The 20,814-nt window shown below is 64.3% G+C and carries 16 protein-coding genes and 1 tRNA gene; 6 read left to right on the forward strand and 11 right to left on the reverse strand.

The genetic code is table 11. The features are described 5' to 3' along the window. Positions 1–5: 5 nt before the first annotated feature. The 4 genes from NX774_RS10360 to NX774_RS10375 all read right to left on the reverse strand — a co-directional run bounded on the left by NX774_RS10360 (position 6) and on the right by NX774_RS10375 (position 4,763). Complete coding sequence (locus NX774_RS10360) at positions 6–824, reverse strand: class I SAM-dependent methyltransferase (protein ID WP_258822092.1); 819 nt, start codon at positions 822–824, stop codon at positions 6–8. A gap of 65 nt (positions 825–889) precedes the next feature. After that, positions 890–1,834 carry a DMT family transporter gene (locus NX774_RS10365; protein WP_258822093.1) on the reverse strand — a complete coding sequence of 315 codons (945 nt, stop codon included), beginning with the start codon at positions 1,832–1,834 and terminating at the stop codon, positions 890–892. Positions 1,835–1,852: 18 nt separating this feature from the next. Next, entirely contained in the window at positions 1,853–3,652 is a 1,800-nt protein-coding gene (gene dsbD, locus NX774_RS10370; protein ID WP_258822094.1) for a protein-disulfide reductase DsbD, read from the reverse strand. Positions 3,653–3,689: 37 nt separating this feature from the next. Next, on the reverse strand, positions 3,690–4,763 hold the full coding sequence (locus NX774_RS10375; protein ID WP_258822095.1) for a TlpA family protein disulfide reductase: 1,074 nt from the start codon (positions 4,761–4,763) through the stop codon (positions 3,690–3,692). 179 nt (positions 4,764–4,942) lie between these two features. Between NX774_RS10375 and pdxR the strand changes: the two genes are divergently transcribed. The 3 genes from pdxR (at position 4,943) to sigJ (ending at position 7,753) form a co-directional block, all read left to right on the forward strand. Next, on the forward strand, positions 4,943–6,301 hold the full coding sequence (pdxR, locus tag NX774_RS10380) for a MocR-like pyridoxine biosynthesis transcription factor PdxR (RefSeq protein ID WP_370660418.1): 1,359 nt from the start codon (positions 4,943–4,945) through the stop codon (positions 6,299–6,301). Positions 6,302–6,391: 90 nt separating this feature from the next. After that, a complete protein-coding gene (locus tag NX774_RS10385; RefSeq protein ID WP_258822097.1) occupies positions 6,392–6,856 on the forward strand; it encodes a carboxymuconolactone decarboxylase family protein in 465 nt (154 codons plus the stop codon). A gap of 12 nt (positions 6,857–6,868) precedes the next feature. Beyond that, complete coding sequence (gene sigJ / locus NX774_RS10390) at positions 6,869–7,753, forward strand: RNA polymerase sigma factor SigJ (protein ID WP_258822098.1); 885 nt, start codon at positions 6,869–6,871, stop codon at positions 7,751–7,753. 146 nt (positions 7,754–7,899) lie between these two features. On the opposite strand, the gene NX774_RS10395 is transcribed toward sigJ, so the two are convergent. The 7 genes from NX774_RS10395 to NX774_RS10425 form a co-directional block, all read right to left on the reverse strand. After that, complete coding sequence (locus NX774_RS10395) at positions 7,900–8,286, reverse strand: zinc ribbon domain-containing protein (protein ID WP_258822099.1); 387 nt, start codon at positions 8,284–8,286, stop codon at positions 7,900–7,902. A 365-nt stretch (positions 8,287–8,651) separates the two neighbouring features. Continuing rightward, positions 8,652–9,419: a hypothetical protein gene (locus NX774_RS10400; RefSeq protein ID WP_258822100.1), complete on the reverse strand. Its 768-nt coding sequence runs from the start codon at positions 9,417–9,419 to the stop codon at positions 8,652–8,654. Between the two features lie 270 nt (positions 9,420–9,689). After that, positions 9,690–9,777: transfer RNA gene (locus NX774_RS10405), tRNA-Ser, on the reverse strand. 130 nt (positions 9,778–9,907) lie between these two features. Continuing rightward, on the reverse strand, positions 9,908–11,950 hold the full coding sequence (locus tag NX774_RS10410) for a putative bifunctional diguanylate cyclase/phosphodiesterase (protein WP_258822101.1): 2,043 nt from the start codon (positions 11,948–11,950) through the stop codon (positions 9,908–9,910). Then, a complete protein-coding gene (locus NX774_RS10415) occupies positions 11,943–13,100 on the reverse strand; it encodes an HDOD domain-containing protein (RefSeq protein ID WP_258822102.1) in 1,158 nt (385 codons plus the stop codon). Before NX774_RS10415 ends, NX774_RS10410 begins: the two co-directional genes overlap by 8 nt. 107 nt (positions 13,101–13,207) lie before the next feature. Next, a complete protein-coding gene (locus NX774_RS10420) occupies positions 13,208–13,831 on the reverse strand; it encodes a response regulator (protein WP_258822103.1) in 624 nt (207 codons plus the stop codon). A 3-nt stretch (positions 13,832–13,834) separates the two neighbouring features. Next, positions 13,835–15,193, reverse strand: a complete 1,359-nt coding sequence (locus NX774_RS10425; protein ID WP_258822104.1) for a cache domain-containing protein — start codon at positions 15,191–15,193, stop codon at positions 13,835–13,837. Between the two features lie 206 nt (positions 15,194–15,399). On the opposite strand from NX774_RS10425, the gene NX774_RS10430 reads away from it, so the two are divergent. The 3 genes from NX774_RS10430 to NX774_RS10440 all read left to right on the forward strand — a co-directional run bounded on the left by NX774_RS10430 (position 15,400) and on the right by NX774_RS10440 (position 20,813). Beyond that, the gene (locus NX774_RS10430; RefSeq protein WP_258822105.1) at positions 15,400–17,469 is read left to right on the forward strand and encodes a carbon starvation CstA family protein; all 2,070 of its coding nucleotides are present in this window, start codon (positions 15,400–15,402) and stop codon (positions 17,467–17,469) included. After that, positions 17,469–17,666, forward strand: coding sequence for a YbdD/YjiX family protein (locus tag NX774_RS10435; protein ID WP_258822106.1), 198 nt, complete (start codon positions 17,469–17,471; stop codon positions 17,664–17,666). The genes NX774_RS10430 and NX774_RS10435 overlap by 1 nt, the downstream gene beginning before the upstream one ends. Before the next feature lie 324 nt (positions 17,667–17,990). Continuing rightward, a complete protein-coding gene (locus NX774_RS10440) occupies positions 17,991–20,813 on the forward strand; it encodes a hybrid sensor histidine kinase/response regulator (RefSeq protein WP_258822107.1) in 2,823 nt (940 codons plus the stop codon). Position 20,814: the final 1 nt, after the last annotated feature.

The raw sequence follows: 20,814 nt of genomic DNA on the forward strand, positions 1-20,814 counted from the left end.
GTGCCTCAACCAACCGGGCGCCGGCACATGAAAAAGTGGTCGGCGCCCAGGTTGGCGCTACGGAGCAAGTGGAAGAACGTCCGCCTGAGCACGAGGCCCGGAGTATCGAACCGGCGAACGAAGTTGATGTAGGTGCTCAAGGTCTCGTGCCTGAGCACCTGCAGTTTTCGGTCGGCCAGCATCTGCTGCAGGGCGTTGCGCGTGAACAGGTTGATGTGATGCGGTGGATCGACCATGTTCCACCGCTCCAGCCCCCTTACCCTGGCATGGACGCAGCGCGGATTTGGCGTGGTTAATACGAGCAGTCCTCCTGGCTTGAGCCGGTCCGTCACCGCGGACAGGAAGCGCTGTGGATCGGCCACATGCTCCAGCACGTTGAAGCAGGTGACGACGTCGTAGTTGAACCGGTGCTCCGAGACGTCCTCGCCAAGCAGTTGCACGCCGATGACATCCTTGGCGAACCTGATTTCTTCAGCCGATATTTCGAGCCCGGTTGCTTGCAAACCGAACTCCCTCGTGGCGAGCGATACGAAATATCCGTTGCCGGCCCCAACGTCTAGCAGCGACGAGACCTTGCTGCTCCGGGTAATCCGGTTCAGCACATAGCGCCACCTGAAACCCCATTCCTCATCGATGGCCGCGAGCGTCTTGCGCGCCAGCGTGTAGTAATTGCCGGACTCGTACTGCTCATGGTTGAACGCGATGTCGGCCATGATACAGCCGCAATCCCGGCACAGGGCGATGTCGGTCCCGCGCTTGCGAAACACGCGCTGGGCTACGTCATGGCTTGGATCGACAACGCAAGCTTTCACCGACACCTCCATTTGCGGGCGCCGTGAAAAGATAGCACGAGCGTTGGACACACGGTGCCCGCCACATCAACTGCAACCTATCTTCGCTTCGCTGTTTTGGCACCCGCGGGCTGAAGGCTTCCAAGCAGTTGGGAGACCCGGTCAACCCTGAGCACACCCACGGTCAAAGCCGTTCCGAGCACGATCAGGCAACTCCCCGCCGCCAGATGCAAGCTGACCGCCTCGCGCAAGAACAGCACGCCCCAGAGCACCCCGAACGCCGGTACCAGGAAGGGCACGGCCATCGTGCGCGACGCGCCGACGTTTGCGATCAGGCGGAAAAACAGCACGTAAGCGAGCGCCGTACAACCTGCAGCAAGGGCCGCCAGGGCCATCCATGCGCGCAGCGAAGGCATTACCGCAGGCCGGTACATCAGGGCGGGTACGGCAAGCACCAAGGCAGAGACCAGCTGGCTGCCGGCGGCCACGGCAAGCGGCGGCACGCCGGCCAGTTGCTGCTTGCTGTAGTGTGCGGAGAACGCGTAGAGCATGGTGGCTGCCACACACGCAACGACGGCCCAGCCGCTTGCGGCGAACGTGGCGCCGGTCTTGAAACTGGCGCTGTCGAGCACCAGCCACAATACCCCGGCAAAGCCGAATGCCAGGCCGACGGCACGCTGCTTGCCGATGGGTTCACCCAGCCACACCAAGCCGATGACGGCCGCATATAACGGGGTGGCCGCATTGAAAATGGCGGACAGGCTGGCATTGATGCTCAGCGCCGCAAATGCGAACAGTACGTAAGGCAAGGCGGAATTGGTGATTCCAACGACCACGATCTGCTTCCAGTGCCTGCGCAGCGCGCCAACACTTGCGTCCCGCCGTGCAAACAGCAAGGGAAGCAAGAGCAGCGCCGCTAATGCCGCCCGGGAACCTGCCATGGTGATGGCGCCAAATTCATCGGCCCCGATGCGCATGAAAAGGTAGGACGCGCCCCATAACGATGCCAGCGTCAGCAGGCGGGCAATATCACGGTTGTTCATTGTTGGTCTCCTCGATCATCAGTTCAACCGGCTACCGGCCGGCTCGCCCGTGCTTTCGGCCGCAAGCGTGTCTGCCCTTGCGGACGGCCTGAATTTGTCCAGCGACCGCAGGAAGGTTTGTGCGTCCTGAAAGCCGATCACGCGGTCTTCTGCGATCTCGCGGCCGCCGCGGTCGAACAGGATGATGCCGGGAGGCCCGAACAGGCCGAAGCGCTTAAGCAGCGCGCGGTCGACAGCGTCGGAGGCAGTCACGTCCGCTTGCAGCAAGACCGCGGAACGCAGCCTGTCCTGCACTTGCCGATCGCTGAAAGTGCGCCGTTCCATCTCCTTGCATGCGACGCACCAATCGGCGTAGAAGTCCAGCAGGACTGGGGTTCCGCGGCTGCCAGCCAGGGCCGCATCAAGTTCTTCCACTGACTTGATACGTTTGAACTGCAGCGCCATCCGGTCGTTGTGTTTCAGGGCGAGCGGCGACATCGCGTCGGGTGCGCCGGTTGCCGCACCAAAGAGCTGCACAGCGCCCGCCAAGACCAATGACAACGCAAGGCCCCGCGCAAGGAGATTGCGCTGGGTTGTCAGCAGAGACGCCGCATAACCCAACGCGATGGTGGCCCAGCCAAGCATCTGTACCGGCACCGGCAGCAGCGGAGACGCCAGCCACCAACCGGTTGCGAGCAACACGACCCCGAAGAACTTCTTCACGCCTTCCATCCAGGCGCCTGCGCGAGGCAGCAGGGCCCCGGCCGAAGCGCCAACCAGCAACAGCGGCACGCTCATTCCCATGGCCAGCGAAAACAGGGCTGCGCCACCGACCAGCACATCGCGGGTTCGGCTGATGTAGACCAGGGCGCCAGCCAGCGGCGCCGCCACGCACGGCCCGACGATGAGCGCGGACAGTGCCCCCATCGTGAATACGCCGACCAGTTTGCCGGAGGACTGTCGATTGGCCGCGCCTGCCAGCATTGACTGGAGCGCGGCCGGCAGTTGCAACTGGTACACGCCGAACATCGACAGCGCCAATCCCGCCATCACAAGGCCGAAACCGCCCAGTACCCACTTGTTCTGCAGCGCCCCGGCAAGTCCCTCCCCGGCCAGGCCGGCTGCCACGCCCATGGCGGTGTAGACGAGTGCCATGCCAAGCGAGTAGGTGGCCGACAGCAGCAAGCCACGCTTGCGGCTGGCCTGGGCAGCGTCGCCCACCACGATCGAGGACAGGATCGGCACCATCGGCAGCACGCACGGTGTGAACGCCAATCCAAGACCGAGCAGGACGAACAGGGGCACAATCGCCAGCAACTTTTTGCCCTGCAGCGCTTGCTCGATGGCGCCCGTCCCGCCTTGCGGCGCGACTGGCGCAGCGGTGGCAATCAGCGACGCGGTGGCTTGCTGGGGCAAATAGCACAAACCGCCATCCGAGCAGCCCTGCGAATCCACCTTCAGGGTGAATGGTCCAGCGCCATGCACCGGAACCAGGATGGTCACCTGCTTGCGATAGGTCTCGACATTCTTGTTAAAGACATGGTCGAACTTGGTGACCCCGCGCGGAAAGACCGGCTCGCCCAAGCTAGCGCCACTGGCGGCAAAGTGGAACCGCTCGCGATACATGTAATAGCCTTCTGCGATACGGAAGTTGACCGCCACCGTGCTTGCATCGGCCATCCGGGCGCTGAACTGGAACGCTGCCTCCGGCTCCAGGAAAGGCGCTTCGGCGCGCGCCTGGCCGCCGGAACCGGCGAGCACCGCCAGCACGAGCAGCACAATGTGCACGTCAGTGACTGTGCGCAGGGCACGCATCAGTTTGAAAATAATTGAGCTCATGGGATCTTTCATGAATAGGGCGAATGACGCGGCGCTCTCAATGCGCCTTCAATTGCCTGACTGCCTCGGCCAAACCACGGTCGTTCGGCCCAAGCACTCGCCTCACCCGATTGTTGGCATCGACAAGGACCACCGTGGGAAACTGTCGAACCCCGAACGCGCCGAACACCTCGCCATTGCGGTCGAGTACCATGGGAATGGTGGTCTTGTGCGCTTGCGCATACCCGGCCAGTTCTTTGGCGCTTGTCCAGAGCGGGGCCGAGATGGCCAGCCACTGAACGCCCCGCTCCCCGGCAAGCTTTTCTGCTTCGATGCGGACCCGCTTGCAGGCCTGTGCGACGGCCGGGCGACTGTCAGCCAGATAGGTTTCGCACCAGGGCGAGAAGAAATACAGCGCCCGGGATTCTCCAGGCTTGAAGGACAACGGCTTGCCGTCGATGGTCTCGAGCGTGAGTCCCTTCACCTCGTCGCCGACCTTTAACGTCGCCGGCACGGCTAATTGCGGTGCCAATGCAACGGCGCCATGCGCAGCCTTTTCCGTGACCACCTTCTCCAATGCCGCGTCCAGCTGCCGGTCGGCCAGATGTCCCACATATTCGATGCGCCCATCGGTGCCGATCAGGACGTGTTGCGGCGTAACGCGCAGGTTCAGCTTGCGGCCAAGGCTGCCGTCGTCGATGACGATCGGCATGTGCAGCCCGTGCTTCGTGCGGTAGGCGGCGACATCGGCCACGGTCTCGCTAAAGCCCGTATTCACTGCAATCACCTCGATACGGTCCTTGTACTTCTCGTAGATTTTTTCGAAACCCGGCATCTGCTCACGGCATGGAACGCACCAGGTTGCCCAGAATTTGAGGTAGACCGGCTTTTTCCCGTAAAACGAAGCGAGCTCGATATGCTTTCCGTCGAGTGTCGTCAGGGACGCGTTCGGCGCCGGCTGTCCAATCAGGGACTGGCCGGCGATGGCGGCGCGGCTGTTGCCGTCGCCCGAGGGGTCGGCGGTCGCGGTGGCGGGCAGCCCGGCTTGCACTTGGGCGGCTGCGCAGAGCGGATAAGACGCCGCCAACACAAGGATTGCCGCAAGCGGCTTGATGATATGTTTGCTTTGCATGACTTGGTCTATGGATGGAGACGGTCCCATCGTACCCGCCACATAGGCCGACAAATAGATGCAAGAACGACCAAAAGTTCTGTACCATTCGAGGGATGACCTTGCACAAAAATCCTGAAAGCGCCCTTCGGTCGGGGAGCTTTCCTGTAGAAATCGATCGGACCTGCCGGGAATCGCTCGTGGACCAGATCAGCTCGGCAATCGAGCGGGCGATCCGCGAAGGCCGGTTGGGCCCCGGAACGCGGCTGCCGTCCTGGCACGACCTGGCGGTCCAGTTGGGCGTTGCGCGCGGGACCGTACGGATGGCCTACGAAAACCTGCGCGACCAGCAACTGATCGTGACCGCCGGTGCTGCCGGAACACGCGTTGCCGAGCATGCGCGTCCGGCCGCGACACATACGGGCGCCGAAGGAGCCGCTCCCGCGTCGGCACCACCGGGCAGGCCGGCCATCTTCCAGGTTGGCGTACCGGCGCACGATGCGTTCCCGTTCAAGACCTGGTCACGCATCATGGGAAGAGCCGCCCGGGCGGCGGCCGCAGCCCCTGTCGGATACCCGGACCCATTCGGGGAACGCGAGCTACGCACCGAAATTGCCGCTTATCTCAGCATTGCTCGCGGCATCGAATGCACGGCCTCGCAGATTTTCATTACCAACGGGTTCGGCAGTGCGCTCGCGGCGGCGCTACGCGCGCTTGGCGCGACGGGTGAAAGTGCCTGGGTGGAGGAACCGGGTTTTACGGTGGCGCGCGAGATACTGGCCATGGCCGGTATCACCCCAATTCCAGTGCCGGTTGACGCCGAGGGGTTGAACGTGGCGGCCGGCGTGGCGGCGGCGCCGCAAGCATCGTTCGCGGTTGTCACCCCCGGGCAGCATGCCCCGTTGGGTATGACGCTGTCTTTGCGCCGGCGGCACGCGCTGCTGGATTGGGCCGCGACCGCGCAGGCGTGGGTGATCGAGGACGACTACCTCGGCGAACTGCAGCTCCAAGGCCGCGCCACGCCCGGGCTGGCCTCGCTGGACCGCAATGGCAGGGTTCTCCACATCGGAACGTTCAGCAAGACGATCAATCCGAGCCTGCGCGTCGCTTTCCTCATGGTTCCCCGTCCGCTGGTGGACAAGGTAGCGAGCGTGATCAGCACATCTACACCGGCGCCCGCGCCCTCCGTTCAACTGGCGGTGGCGGAGTTCATGCGTGGCGGGCACTACCTACGCCATCTGCGCCGCATGAAGCGGCTGTATGCCGAGCGCAGGCGCATCCTCATGCAGTGCCTGCGCGAGCTGTCCCTTCCATGCGTCGAGGCAGGACTGGCCGCCCTGGTGCCATTACCAGACGGGGTGCGGGACATCGACGTGGTCGCAAAGGCTCGCCAGCTGGGCATGATGCCATCCGCCCTGTCCTGGTGGCATTCACAGCCACAAGCGCACGGCAACGGCTTGCTGCTGGGCGTGACGAATCTGCCGGAGGAGCGTATCGCCGAACACTGCAAGCGCCTGGCCGAGGTCCTGGCTGGCATGCAGGTGCAGCTGGACAACTGACTGTCGGCTGTCACAAATCAGCGGCCTCCCACGTCTAGTGATTTGAGGGCGGCGCATTTCGCGCCGCACCCGAACACAGAAAGGATGACCATGTCGAAGACAGCCCGTATCAATATCCTCAATCACGCTCCCGCCAACCTGCAGGCCATGCTGAACCTGTCCCATTCGGTCAGGAACAGTTCGCTTGGTGAACGGCTGGTCGAACTCGTGCTGCTGCGCCTCTCCCAGATCAACGGTTGCGGCATGTGCGTGGACATGCACTGGCGCCACCTGATGGGCATGGACATGGATCCGCGCCACCTGAACGCGGTCGCCGTCTGGCGCGAGGCGCCCTTCTTCACGGACCGCGAACGCGCCGCGCTGCGCTGGGCAGAGATCGTCAACGGCCAGCCGCACACCGACGCCACCGACGAGGAATTCGCGCTGGTCCGCGAACACTTTTCCGAGACCGAAGTGGTCGAGCTCGGATATGCTGTTGCGGTGATCAAGGGCTGGAATATGTTCAACCTCAGTTTGCGCAACCCGATTCCGGTGGTGCCGCTGCCAGGCATGTAAAGGCCGGGCGCCATGCACCAGCAAGACGATATGGCCGCAGAAGTGATCTTCGCCAGGCTACGCGCCCGGCTGTTCTCGGCCGCCTACCGCATGCTTGGCACGCGCGCCGATGCAGAGGATGTGGTCCAGGACGCATGGCTGCGCTGGCAAGCGGCCGATCGCGCCCGCCTGAGATCGGCGGAAGCCTGGCTGGTCACCGTGACCACGCGCCTGGCGCTTGACCGCCTGCGTGAACGCAAGGCCGAGCGCGAGAGCTACATCGGAACGTGGCTGCCCGAGCCGCTCGTCGAGTTGGACGAGAACACGCCCGAGACGGCGGCCGAACTGGCCAGCGATGTCTCGCTCGCGCTGCTGTGGGCACTTGAGCGCCTGGGCGCGGAGGAGCGCGCGGCGTTCCTGCTGCGCCAGGCGTTCGACCAGGACTACAGCGACATCGCGGCCTTGCTGCAAACCAGCGAAGCCAACAGCCGTCAACTGGTGCACCGCGCCCAGAAGAAAGTTGTCGAGGAAAGCCCTCGCTTCCGGCCGACCCCGCAAGCCCATCGGGCGCTGCTGGCTGCCTTCATGCAGGCGGCCCGCAACGCCGACCGCGAAGCGATGAAGGCCTTGCTGTCGCCTGAAGTGAGGCTGGTGAGCGATGGCGGGGGCAAGGTGCCATCGTTCCACCGCATCTTGCGAGGCGCCGGGCGCATCGCCGGGCTGTATTGGGCGGCGGAGCATGCGTATCCGGGACAGGTGCGCTACCGGATGGCGCGGATCAACGGCGAGCCTGGGTTGCTGCGGTACGTCAACGACATGATCGAGTCCACCCAATCGTTCCACATTGAGGACGGGCGAATCGCGACGGTGTTTGTGGTGCGCAACCCAGACAAACTGGCCCGCGTGCCGGTTGCCTGATTATGGCCGCCCGGCCAGCCTCGATAACAGTCGAGTCGGATAATTGGCTTCAGTCGACGGCGACTTGCAGAATATGCGCGACCTCTTCAGAGCTCGAACCGCTGCAACGAATCATGTGCTACCAATACAAACCTCAGACCAGACCACTATCTAGGGACACCGGCCGCTGCGCAGTCGTCGCTTTCGGTCTGCTTCCACACCTTGTAGTTGGCATCGTCTTTGGCCTGCAGAAATGCGGCAGATACCATACCAGCCTGCACGCACCTATCCATTGCAGAGCCAGATGTCTTCGCAATGTCATATTGTTTGACTGCGTCGTTGGCAACTTGCATTTCGATTTTGGCCAGATCTCTGGCTGCCTGCTGCTCTAGTCCACCGCCAAAATAGAACCAGATAATGCCAACGGCCATCACGCCACCAAGCACCGCAGATATCGTGTTTGTCTTATTTTTAGGGGCGACTCCACATTGTGGGCAGGTTTTAGCTTCACTACTAATCTGAGCGCCGCATTCGTGACACGCTTGTAGGGGCATAATTCTTCCTCGTTCATAGCCACTTTGGGCGAGGTTTAAACAATGCCTCGATAGTATCAAAATTCCAGCGAGAAACTATTAATATCCATAAGCAAAGCCTCAGCGAATGAAGCGTAGCGGGCGGCTGGGGCGACGATCACCACACTGCCGCCGCAGGGTACGGGCAGCACCGCGCGCGGCCTGTAGCGGCGTGTATGCCTGCTGGGAAGGAACAGCAAACACACAGTTATTCGGGCATGCCCGCTAAGGGCTTGCTGGGCTTGTGGTTAGGCAGGCAGCATCCGCATTGCATAAGCACAGCGTAACGCTAGGCGGCGCATCCGGCCGCTGAACCCAGCATGCATGGAGCTTTCAGATATTCACAGCTACTTGAAAAGTCCGATACGAATTGCTTCAGCATCAACGGCAGAGATAATCGTCCCTACCTTGTCGGCAAGCAAATTGAGGACGCCTTCCGCTGGGTGCCCGACAACTATCTCCGGTTCGCAGAAAGCTACAAGAGTCCGAACGTCCATTTTGATTTGGTAATCGTCGGTCTTTCCAGGGGATATACGGCTCAATTCAAGTTCATTCTTTGTGTAGTCCCAGCGCGGAATTCTGAGCTGATACGAGCCAGTCCCCTTGTTTCCGACGAAACTGAGTCGATAGCTGTTAGACATCGACGCCATTGCGTTCAATAACCGATGCTTGTTGCCATTGCACAACTTGTTCATGGCCCAAAGGAAGTCGTCACCGCCTCGATAAGGCTTGAACGAAACCATTAAATCGAAAATTTGTTTGGGTATCTCTTTTGATCCGCTGCGATCCCGGCTGCGTACCTCGGCTTCGTTGTCGCCGAAAGGAAAATAGGTATCCCGACCCTTGCCGCCAGCAGCGGTTGCAACAGCATAGCCAGCTTGATCGAGAGCGGAGCGCATATTGACGAGCGCATCGGCTGCGATATGGTTCAGGTCGTTGGGTGCAGCTTTAACAAGCTTGAGTTTCGTGACCCACTCATTGGATTCGGGGTCAAGTTCGTTTACTTGAACAAAAGGATCGCTATCAAGGAACGCCATAACGGCATCCTTGAACGTAGTGCTATGAACCTGTGCTCGTTCGAGCATGCTCTTCGCGCTGTCGAGATTACCGGCCATGTGAAACCCTTCAGCTAAATTTGCTCTTTGCTGCCTCAAACGTCTCCTTTCGGAACGCGCTGGCTCTGCTTCACAGAAACACTCCTACGCCTGCTCCAGCCCACTACAACCAATGCTGGCCATGCTACCTGCCTAAACGTTGACTGCTTATGGTGTGCTTACGAATTGCAAATTGTCCACCCACAAGAAAGCCCCGACCAGCGAGGCTCTTTGTCGCCATCTTCAAGCTACTGCGCGATCACATGAGTCTCGCTAAGTGCTTGTTTTTATTGGCGGAAGCTCAGGGATTCGAACCCTGGAACCCTTGCGGGTTGCCGGTTTTCAAGACCGGTGCAATCGACCACTCTGCCAAGCTTCCAATTTCATCCTACGGAGGTTTTCAAGACTGCTGCCTTCAACCACTCGGCCACGCTTCCTTGGGGAACCGGCATTATACATAAACCATCGCCCTACCGGCAGCGTCAGCTGAGCGAAGCCGGCGGGAAGGCCTAGGCAGTGAGCAGCCAGTTCTCGCGCAGGCTCTGCTCGAATTCGTAGGCCGGCAGCGGCTTGGCGTACAGGTAGCCCTGCACCTCGTCGCAGCCGGACTTGCGCAGGAACTCCAGCTGTTCCAGCGTCTCCACGCCCTCCGCGATCACCCGGTGGCGCAGCTGGCGGCCGATGCTGATGATGGTCCCGGCGATCGCGCAATCGCTCGCGTCGGCCGGTATCCCGGTGGTGAACGAGCGGTCGATCTTGAGCGTGTTGATCGGGAAGCGCTTCAGGTACGACAGGCTCGAATAGCCCGTGCCAAAGTCGTCCAGCGACAGCGCCACGCCCAGCTTGTTAATGCGGTCCATGATGCCGATGACGCGCTCGATGTCGTGCATCAGCGTGCTCTCGGTGATCTCCAGCTCCAGCCACGAAGGGTCGAGCCGGTAGCGCTTGAGCGTGTCGGCCACCCTGCCCGGCAGCGATGGCGTGAACTCGCGCGCTGACACGTTCACCGCCAGCCGCAGCGGCGGCAGGCCGGCGCGATTCCACACCGCCGCCTGCGCGCACGCCTGCTCCAGCACCCACTCGCCCACTTGCACGATCAGGCCCGTCGCTTCTGCAAGCGGGATGAATTCGGCCGGCGGCACCACGCCACGTTCCGGGTGCACCCAGCGCACCAGCGCCTCCGCGCCCACCACGTGCCCGCTGCCGATCTCGAACTTGGGCTGGTAGTACAGCGTCAGCTCGCCGTGGCCCAGCGCGTGGCGCAGGCCCGATTCGATGCGCATGCGCTCCTGCATCCCCTGGTTCATGTCGTTGCAGTAGAACGCCACGTTGCGGTCCGGGCTCTCGTTGTCCTGCTTGGCCCGCTCCATGGCGATGTCGGCCATGCGCAGCAGGGTCTCGGCGTCCTCGCCATCGGTCGGGTACACGCTGATGCCCACGCTCGCCCCAACCTGCAGCTTCTGCCCTTCGATGGCGAACGGCTCGGCCAGCGCGGCCTGCAACTTCTGCGCGACCGTCGTGGCCTCGAAGTGCTGGCGGATGTCGAACAGGCCCACCGCAAACTCGTCGCCGGACAGGTGCGCCACCACGTCTTCCTCGCGCAGCGCGTCGCGGAAGCGCTTTGCCACCTGGCGCAGCAGCTCATCGCCGACGCCACGCCCCAGCGTGCCGTTGATCAGCTTGAAGCGGTTCAGGTCAATCAACAGGATGCAGCCGGTGCCCACGTTGCGCTGGGCGACCATGAGCGCCTGGTCCACCAGCCGCGCGAACAGGGTGCGGTTGGGCAGCCCGGTGAGGTCGTCGTAGTAGGCCAGGTGGTTCAAGCGTTCTTCGGCCAGCTTGCGCTCGGTGATGTCCGAGAGGTAGGCGATCAGGCCGATCGGCTTGTCCTCCAGGTCGCACAGTGGCGACAGCGACAGGCTGGCCCAGAACACTTCGCCCGATTTTTTCTTGCGCCGCACTTCCATGAAGCGGCCACCATGTTCGGCGAAGTTGTCGGGTTCGGTGCCCTCCTCGTCCGCGTACAGGAACAGGATGTGGGTGCCGATCGCTTCGAGCGCGGTATAGCCGAACATGCGCTCGGCACCCTTGTTCCAGCTGGTGATGTAGCCCAGCAGGTCGGTGGTCAGCACCGATTCCTGGAGCTGGTCGAGGATCTGCGACTGGTGCGCCAGCTGGCCCTCCACCTGCGCGTAGGCGCGCGTCGCGCGCTGCGCCATCGATTGCACTTGCAGCAGCGTGGCGGTGAGCTTGGCCAGGCCCGCCAGGTCGCGGCGGTCCGTTTCGGTGAACGCGCCGCCGCCGATCTCGTAGTAGCCGAAGTTGGCGGCGTCGGCCTGCACCGGCTGGCGCAGCACCCCCTCGGCAGGCCCCAGCAGCTGTGGCGCGTCTTCGCCGCGGTGCACGAACACGGCGTGGCGGCGCCCCAGCAGCACGCGCGCGACGCGCGAGAGCTCCTCGGTCAGCGCGTCGCCACGCAGGCGCAGCACGGCGTCGCAGACGGCCGCGTTGGCGCCGGCGAAGTCGATGCGGTCGTTCGCTCCGTCAGACATGGCGCATCACCTGTATCGCCCAGTGCCAGCCATGCAGCTGGCTGCGCCACCAGGTGTCGATGTCGATTCCTGCTTGCGCTAACTGGGCCTGGTCGGGCTTGCCCTCGACGAGGCGCAGGCGCTCGCCCAGCGGGCCTTCGCGCCGCAGCAGGCCGTCCAACACGTGCTGCGGCAGGCGCAGGCTGCCGACGATGTCGCCCATCGGCGTATCGAACAACCGGTCCAGCAGCGAGAACGCGCCGCACATGAAGGCCAGGTCCTGTTCGTCGCGCTCGCCGCCGCCAAGGCGGCACAGTTCCTCGAGCTGGGCGCCACGCAGCGCGGCCAGCGGCAGCAGCAGGTTGGGCGGGCCGTCGGCGCGCTGGCGCGCGTACAGCAGCAGTTGCAGCCAGCGCTGCAGCTGGCGACGGCCCAACACCGTGATCGCCTGCGCAAAGCTGGTGATCTCGGTGCTGACCTTGAAGGCCGCGGAGTTGACCAGTTTGAGCAGGTGGAACGACAGCGCCGGGTCCTGCTTGAGCATGTGCTCGATCTCGCGCGTGTCCGCATCGCGCGACAGCAGCGCGAGCAAGGCGAGCAGGCGGCGGCGCGAGGTGCCGTCGTGGCCATCCTCGGGCTGGCGGGTGAACAGCGGATAGTCGCCGCTGAACCAGTCAAAGCCAGCGCTCTCGCACTCGGCAAAACGCTCGACGCTGTGCACGTTGTAGGCCAGGTGCGGGCCAAACAGCGCGGCGGCTGGCGCGGGCCCGCCGTCGGTGCAGTCGTGCGCCACGCCGCGCGGCCGCGATGGCATTTTCCCGCCGGCGGCAACGCCGTCCACCAGCAAGCGGTAGCCGGCATCGGCAAGGCTGGCGGCGCGTGCGGCTTCGTCGGCGTTGGCCAGCACGCTGGCCGGCAACGTGAACATGACGCGGTCCGGCGGCAGCAATTCGCAGAGTGAAGAAGTCAGCACCGCTGTCGAATCGAGCGGAACGATGCAGTCGAGCGGCGCGATTGCCGCCAGCAGGTCCGGGGCGCCGAACAGGGCCAACAGCGACTCGTCATTGGAGCCAGGCTGCGGCCGCACGATCAATGCAACCCACTCGTTCTGCGCGTTGGCAACGAAATCAAGCTCTACCAACGGGAACCGGGCGGCACTCAATGCAACCATCGGGAAGTTCTTAGTGGATCGTTAAGTGATATTAGTTGACGAGCAACGTTAGCGCAACAGAATGTTGAGCGTATGCATGCATTGTACCGGACGGGCATGCATGTTCCCTAACTGTCCGGCCCGAACTGCGCATGCTGCACCGCGAATTTGATGAGCTCGGCCTGGCCTTCGATGCCGAGCTTGCGCTTGATGTTCAGGCGGTGCGTCTCGACCGTGCGCACCGACAGCGCCAGGTCGCGCGCGATCTGCTTGTTGGACTGGCCGGTGGCGATGTGCTGCAGCACCTGCTGCTCGCGCAGCGTGAGCTGGTTGTCCTGCTGCACCGGCCGCGCCAGCTGGCGCGCCAGCACCGGGCTGTAGTAAATGCCGCCCGCCATCACGGACTCGATGGCGAGCACGATGTCCTTGCCGGGCGCATCCTTGAGCACATAGCCGCGCGCGCCGGCATGCATGGCCTGGGTCACGTATTCGAGCTTGTCGTGCATCGACAGGATCAGCACCGCAATGCCCGGATAGCGCCGGGTCAGCTGCGCGGTGGCCTCGATGCCGCTGCCGCCGCGCATGTTCACGTCCATCAGCACCAGGTCCGCGCCACCGGCACGCTCCAGCGCTTCGGCTGCACTGCCTGCCTCGGCCACCACGGCGAAATGCGGCACCGCTTCGAGCCGCGCGCGCAGGCCGTCGCGCACGAGCGGATGGTCGTCCACCAGCAGGATCCGGATGGGTGTCATGTCCTACTCCGTCAGTTCGACGCTGGCGCGCACGCGCGTGCCCTGCATCGATGATTCAATGTCCAGTTCACCGCCGATGGCGTCCATCCGCTCCATCATGTTGCGCAGCCCAATGCCGCGCTGCGGGTGCACTGCCACGCCCTCGGGGTCGAAGCCGCTGCCGTCGTCGCGCACCGACAGCGCCAGGCGCCGGCCGTCGCGCCGCAGCGACATCTCCACGTGGCTCGCTCCGGCATGGCGCTCGATGTTGGTCAGCGCCTCCTGTGCAATGCGAAACAGCACCGTGCCGACCACGCCCGGCAGCTCTTCGGTCGCGCCGCTGGTGGTGAAAGCCACCGGCGTGCCGCTGTGTTCGGAGAACTCGTGCGCCAGGTGCTCCAGCGCCGCGGCCAGCCCCAGGTCGTCCAGCAACGCCGGGCGCAGGTCGTGCGAAATGCGGCGCACTTCGCCCAGCACGTTGTTCAGCTCCTCGGCGGTGCGCTCGAAGCGTTCGCGCGCGGCCTGCTCGGCCGCGCCGGTGCCGGTCAGGCGCACGATGCCGGCCTCGATCTGCAGCTTGATCGACACCAGCCACTGGCTGATCCCGTCGTGCAGGTCGCGCGACAGGCGCGCGCGCTCGTGCTCCTGCGACTCGACCACGCGCTGCGCCAGCGCCTTGAGCTTGGCGTCGGCCACGCGCAGTTCGCTGATGTTGAGTGCCAGCCCGCAGATGGCGACCACCGCCGCCGACAGGATCGCCAGTCCCGCAATCCACCACATGGTGGCGGCGATATTTGCGGACTGCTGGGCATCCACCTTGGCCAGCGCGGCATCCACGTCGTCCAGGTAGATACCGGTGCCCATCATCCAGCCCCAGGCCCGGATCGGGATCACGTAGCCGAGCTTGGGCGCCTGCTGCCCGCTGGAGGGCTTGGCCCAGTTGTAGCGTTCCAGTCCCCCGCCCGCTTTCGCGCGCGCGATCAGGCGCTGGATGGTCGGCGTGCCCTGCGCATCGCGCAGCTCCCACAGGTTGCGGCCCACCAGCTCGGGCTGGCGCGGGTGCATCAGGCTGTTGCCGCGCATGTCGTAGACGAAGAAATAGCCGTCGTCGCCGTAGCTGAGCTTGGACAGGATACGCATCGCCTCGGCCTGCGTGGCCGCGTCGGTCTTGCCGGAGTCGACCAGGTGCGCGATCGAGTGTTCAGCCAGCTCGACGTAGTGCTGCAGCTCGGCCTGCTTGCTGGCGAGGTAGGCTTGCTGGATGGTCGCGCGTTGCTGCTGGGCCAGCGTGCTGGCCTGCTGGCGCACGAACAACGCGATCGCGCACAGCGCCACGATCAGCGGCGCAATGGCGAGGAAGATGACTTTCTGCCTGAGCTTCATGGCAGCCGGAATAAATACGATTGCATCGGGCAATTTTACGTCCGTTCCGGACCTGCCGCCTACGTAGTCCTACGCAGGCTCCTGCGTAATCATGCGCTTGATGACGAAAAATCGATGCAAGATACTCACCATCAGACTGCCCGGAATTGTAGGCGCCATGCCTCGGTCTAAGGCAGAAAAAGCTATAAACCCTTGGAGGAGTCCAAATGAAACGCCTTACAAGCCAGCTCGGATGGGCTGCGCTTTCGCTCGTGGGTGCATTGTCACTCGCTTACGTCGCGCTCAAGCGCGGTGAATCGATCAACGCAGTGTGGGTGGTTGCGGCCGCCGTCTGCGTGTACCTGATCGCCTACCGCTACTACAGCCTGTTCATTGCCAAGAAGGTCGCGGCCCTGGACCCGACCCGGCAAACCCCCGCTTATAAATTCAACGACGGCCTGGACTATGTGCCGACCAACCGCTACGTGTTGTTCGGCCACCACTTCGCCGCCATCGCCGGCGCCGGCCCGCTGGTCGGCCCGGTGCTGGCCGCCCAGATGGGCTACCTGCCGGGCATGATGTGGATCCTGGCCGGCGTGGTGTTTGCCGGCGCGGTGCAGGACTTCATGGTCCTGTTCCTGTCGATGCGCCGCGACGGCCGCTCGCTGGGCGACCTGATCAAGTCCGAAATGGGCGAGGTGCCGGGCGTGATTGCGCTCATCGGCACCTTCATGATCATGGTGATCATCCTGGCCGTGCTCGCGCTGATCGTGGTCAAGGCGCTCACCGGTTCGCCGTGGGGCACCTTCACCGTGATGGCGACGATCCCGATCGCGCTGTTCATGGGCATCTACTCGCGCTTCATCCGCGTGGGCCGCATCGGCGAGGTGTCGCTGATCGGCTTCGTGCTGCTGATGGGCTCGATCCTGGGCGGCCAGTACGTGCACGAGTCGGCCACCCTGGCGCCGATGTTCACCTTCACCGGCACCCAGATCACCTGGATGCTGATCGGCTACGGCTTCGTCGCCTCGGTGATTCCGGTGTGGCTGCTGCTGGCTCCGCGCGACTACCTGTCCACCTTCCTCAAGGTTGGCACCATCGTCGGCCTGGCGATCGGCATCGTGCTGGTCGCGCCGATGATGCACATGCCGGCCCTGACCAAGTTCATCGACGGCAGCGGCCCGGTGTGGGCGGGCAACCTGTTCCCGTTCCTGTTCATCACCATCGCCTGCGGTGCGGTGTCGGGCTTCCACGCGCTGATCTCGTCGGGCACCACGCCGAAGATGATCGAAAATGAAGAGCACGCCCGCTTCATCGGCTACGGCGGCATGCTGATGGAGTCGTTCGTCGCGATCATGGCACTGGTGGCTGCCTCGACCATCGACCCGGGCATCTACTTTGCCATGAACAGCCCGGCCGCCGCGATCGGCACCACCGTGCAAAGCGCTGCCGCGGCCGTGTCCGGCTGGGGCTTCGTGGTCACGCCCGAGACCCTGGCCCAGGTGGCCAAGGACGTCGGCGAAAACAGCATCATCTCGCGCGCCGGCGGCGCCCCGACCCTGGCGGTCGGCATGGCCAACATCCTGGCCAACGTGGTCGGCGGCAAGGCAATGATGGCGTTCTGGTACCACTTCGCGATCCTGTTCGAGGCCCTGTTCATCCTGACCGCGGTGGACGCAGGCACCCGCGCCGGCCGCTTCATGCTGCAGGACCTGATGGGCGCCTTCATCCCGGCCATGAAACGCACCGACTCGCTGCCGGCCAACCTGATCGCCACCGCCCTGTGCGTGGCGGCCTGGGGCTACTTCCTGTACCAGGGCGTGGTCGATCCGCTGGGCGGCATCAACACCCTGTGGCCGCTGTTCGGCATCGCCAACCAGATGCTGGCAGGTATTGCGCTGGTGCTGGCAACCGCAGTGCTGTTCAAGATGAAGCGCGGCGCCTACGCCTGGGTCACGGTCCTGCCGACCATCTGGCTCCTGATCTGTACCCTGACCGCCGGCTGGCAGAAGATTTTCGACGCCAACGTCAAGGTCGGCTTCATGGCGCACGCCGCCAAGTTCCAGGCGGCGATCGACGAAGGCAAGGTGCTGGCGCCGGCCAAGTCGATCACGCAGATGCGCCAGGTCGTGTTCAACGACTACGTGGACGCGGCGCTGTGCGGCCTGTTCATGTTCGTGGTGGTGGCGGTGCTGGTGTACGGCGTGCGCACCATCTTGCAGGCGCGCGCCGCCGGCAAGCCGACCGCCAAGGAGACGCCGTTCGTGACGGCGCCCGCAACCGCTCAGGTGCAGTGATGTTAGGCAAGATCGCGCAGGCAGGCCGCTACCTTGGGCAAAGCATGCGCCTGATGGTAGGCCTGCCGGAATACGACACCTACCTGGCCCACATGGAGAAAACCCATCCGGGCGAGCCAGTGATGAGCTACGAGGAGTTCTTCCGCGAGCGCCAGGAGGCCCGCTACGGGTCCGGCAAGCGGCCCAGCTGCTGCTGATCTTGCTCTGTAGGGTGGGCGGGGTGAAGCCGGGCAGTGCCCGGCTGAACGAACGCCCACGCGTTCAAGTGGTGCTTGCACTGCCTGGACGCGTGGGCAGGAAGACCTGCCCACCCTACGTCGTTTCAGCCCCCTGAAACGTCCATTTCCACTGGCCACCACAAGGCCGGTGCGCCCATGCTCCCCAGTTTTGCGAAATCGCAAAACCATTCCCAAAAGTAAATCGTATATTTTTTCCTGCGGGAATTTGCATTCGCGCAAGGAGGCCGTGTCACCGCTGTCGCGGCCAGCCACAGGTGCAGGGATCGCGGGGGCGCCCAGGCCATGCTGAACTTTGAACGATCGAGTATCAACCACAAACTGACGCTCATCTCGCTGCTGTCCACCGGGACCGCGCTGCTGTTCGTGTTCGTCGCCTTCGCCGTCACCTCGATGCTGAACCACCGCGAGGATGAGGGCATGCAGCTCTCTTCGTTCGCCGGCGTGGTGGGCACCAACAGCGTGGACGCCCTGCTCTTCAACGACCGCAACCTGGCCCAGAACACGCTGGCCGCGCTCAAAGCCAAGGAAGAAATCGCCGGCGCGGTCCTGTACGACGCCAAGGGCAAGCTGTTCGCGCGCTACTGGGCGCCCGGCCACCAGGGCGACGCCGTGATCGATGCGCCGCTGCCGGGCATCGACGGCGCCGCGCTGGACGATGCCAACGATGGCGCCAGCCATTTCTGGTCGCCGCGCATGCGCCTGTACCGCCCCGTGATGAACAAGGACGTGCAGGTCGGCGTGGTGATGATCGAGGCCGACCTGACCACCATGTGGCTCGACATCGTCAAGAGCCTGGGCGTGTTCGCCGCCGCCATGGGCGGCTCGCTGGCGGTGTCGCTGGTGCTGGCGACCCGCTTCAAGCGCAGCATCGCCGACCCGGTGGCCAAGCTGATCGCGGCCGCGCAAAAGGTCTCGGCCAGCCAGAACTACACGCTGCGCATCGCGCACCAGCGCAGCGACGAGCTGGGCACGCTGATCGACAGCTTCAACGACATGCTGGCCCAGATCGAAAGCCGCGGCGCGGCGCTGGCCCACCACCGCGAAGAGCTCGAGCGCCAGGTCAGCGTGCGCACCGAACAGCTGGAAAAGGCCAAGAACGCCGCCGAGGCGGCAAGCCGCGCCAAAAGCGCGTTCCTGGCCACCATGAGCCACGAGATCCGCACCCCGATGAACGGTGTGCTCGGCATGACCGAAATGCTGCTGTCGACCGAGCTCTCGGAGAGCCAGCGCAACTACACCAAGCTGGTCAAGCGCTCGGGCGAGCACCTGCTGGTGATCATCAACGACATCCTCGATTTTTCCAAGATCGAGGCCGGCAAGCTGACGATCGAGTACATCAACTTCAACCTGTGGGATCTGCTCGAGGACATCCACACGGTGTACACCCCGCAGTCGCAGGCCAAGAACCTGGCGCTGGACTTCGACATCGCCAACGACATCCCTGTTGCGATCTGCGGCGACCCGAACCGCCTGCGCCAGGTGATGGCCAACCTGCTGGGCAATGCGATCAAGTTCACCGAGCACGGCCGCATCCTCGCGCGTGTGCGCGTGGCCAGCGAAGACAACCAGGCCGTCACGCTGCGCTTCGAGGTGCACGACACCGGCATCGGCATCTCGCGCGAGGCCAGGAGCCGCATCTTCGAAGCGTTCTCGCAGGCCGACGACTCGACCACGCGCAAGTACGGCGGCACCGGGCTGGGGCTGGCGATCTCAAAACAACTGGTTGAGTTGATGGGGGGCGCGATCGGCGTCGAGAATGCCCGAACTCAAGGTTCGGTGTTCTGGTTCACGGTACCTTTCGATAAGCGCCGCGTCGACCCCGACGCACCGGGCGACCACCAGCACACCATCGAAGGAATCCGCGTCTTGATCGTCGACGAACAGCACAGCAGCCGCGTGGGGCTGCAGGATCACCTGGCCGCCTGGCATGTCGCCAGCGACGGCGCCGCCTCGGCCGACGAAGCGCTGTCGCGCCTGGCCGCAGCCGCCGCCGATGGCCGGCCCTACGATGCGGCCGTCATCGACATGGAGCTCACCCACGGCAGCGGCCTGATGCTCGCCGCCACCATCAAGGCCAACCCGGCCACGCGCGCCACGCGCCTGCTCGTCATCAGCCCCGAGCGGCTGGCGGCCGACCCGGTGCAGCGGCGCGAGGCCGGCGTGGCTTACCAGCTCATCAAACCGGCGCGCGCGGCCGACCTGTTTGCGTGCCTGGCCACGCGGCCGCGCGGCGCCCCCGCGCCGGCGCCGCAGTTCGTGCCCCCGCCCGACCTGCCGCGCCCGATCGCGCGCACCCGCGTTCGGCGCGTGCTGCTGGCCGAGGACAACCCGGTCAACGTCGAAGTGGCGATGGCGATGCTCGAAAGCCTGGGCCTGTCGGCCGAATACGCGCGCAACGGCGAGGAAGCGCTGGCCATGGTGCGCCGCGGCGACTACGACGCCGTGCTGATGGATTGCCAGATGCCGGTGATGGACGGCTTTGCCGCCACCAGCGCGATCCGGCGCGACGAGCGCGAGTCCGGGCGCGGCCATGTGCTGCCGGTCATCGCGATCACCGCCAACGCGCTGCAGGGCGACCGCGAGGCGTGCCTGGCGGCCGGCATGGACGACTACCTGTCCAAGCCGTTCACCCAGCAGCAGCTGGCCGCCGTGATCGGGCGCTGGATCGCGCTGCCGTTGGTGGCCACGCGCCACCACGACGACGAGCCGCCCACCCTGCCGCCGGAATCGGTCGAGGTGATCCACCGCGACGTGATCAACCGCGCCGCGCTCGACAACATCCGCGCGCTGTCCAAGGACGGCGGCGACGCGCTGGTGCAGAAGGTGATCGCCGCCTACGTGGACGACGCGCCGCAGCACCTGCGCACGCTGCGCCGCGCGATCGACGTGCACGACCCGGCCAGCGTGCGCAAGGTCGCGCACAGCCTCAAGTCGGCCAGCGCCAATGTCGGCGCACAAAAGCTGGCGCAGCTGTGCAAGGACCTGGAATACCTGGGCCGCGCCGACACCACCGAGGGCGCCGACGGCATCCTGACGGACATGGAGCAGGAATTCCAGGTCGTGCGCAGCTCGCTCGCAGCCCTCATGGTAGAGAAGGAGACCTAGC

Source organism: Massilia agilis (assembly GCF_024756255.1).
GTDB lineage: Bacteria > Pseudomonadota > Gammaproteobacteria > Burkholderiales > Burkholderiaceae_D > Telluria > Telluria agilis.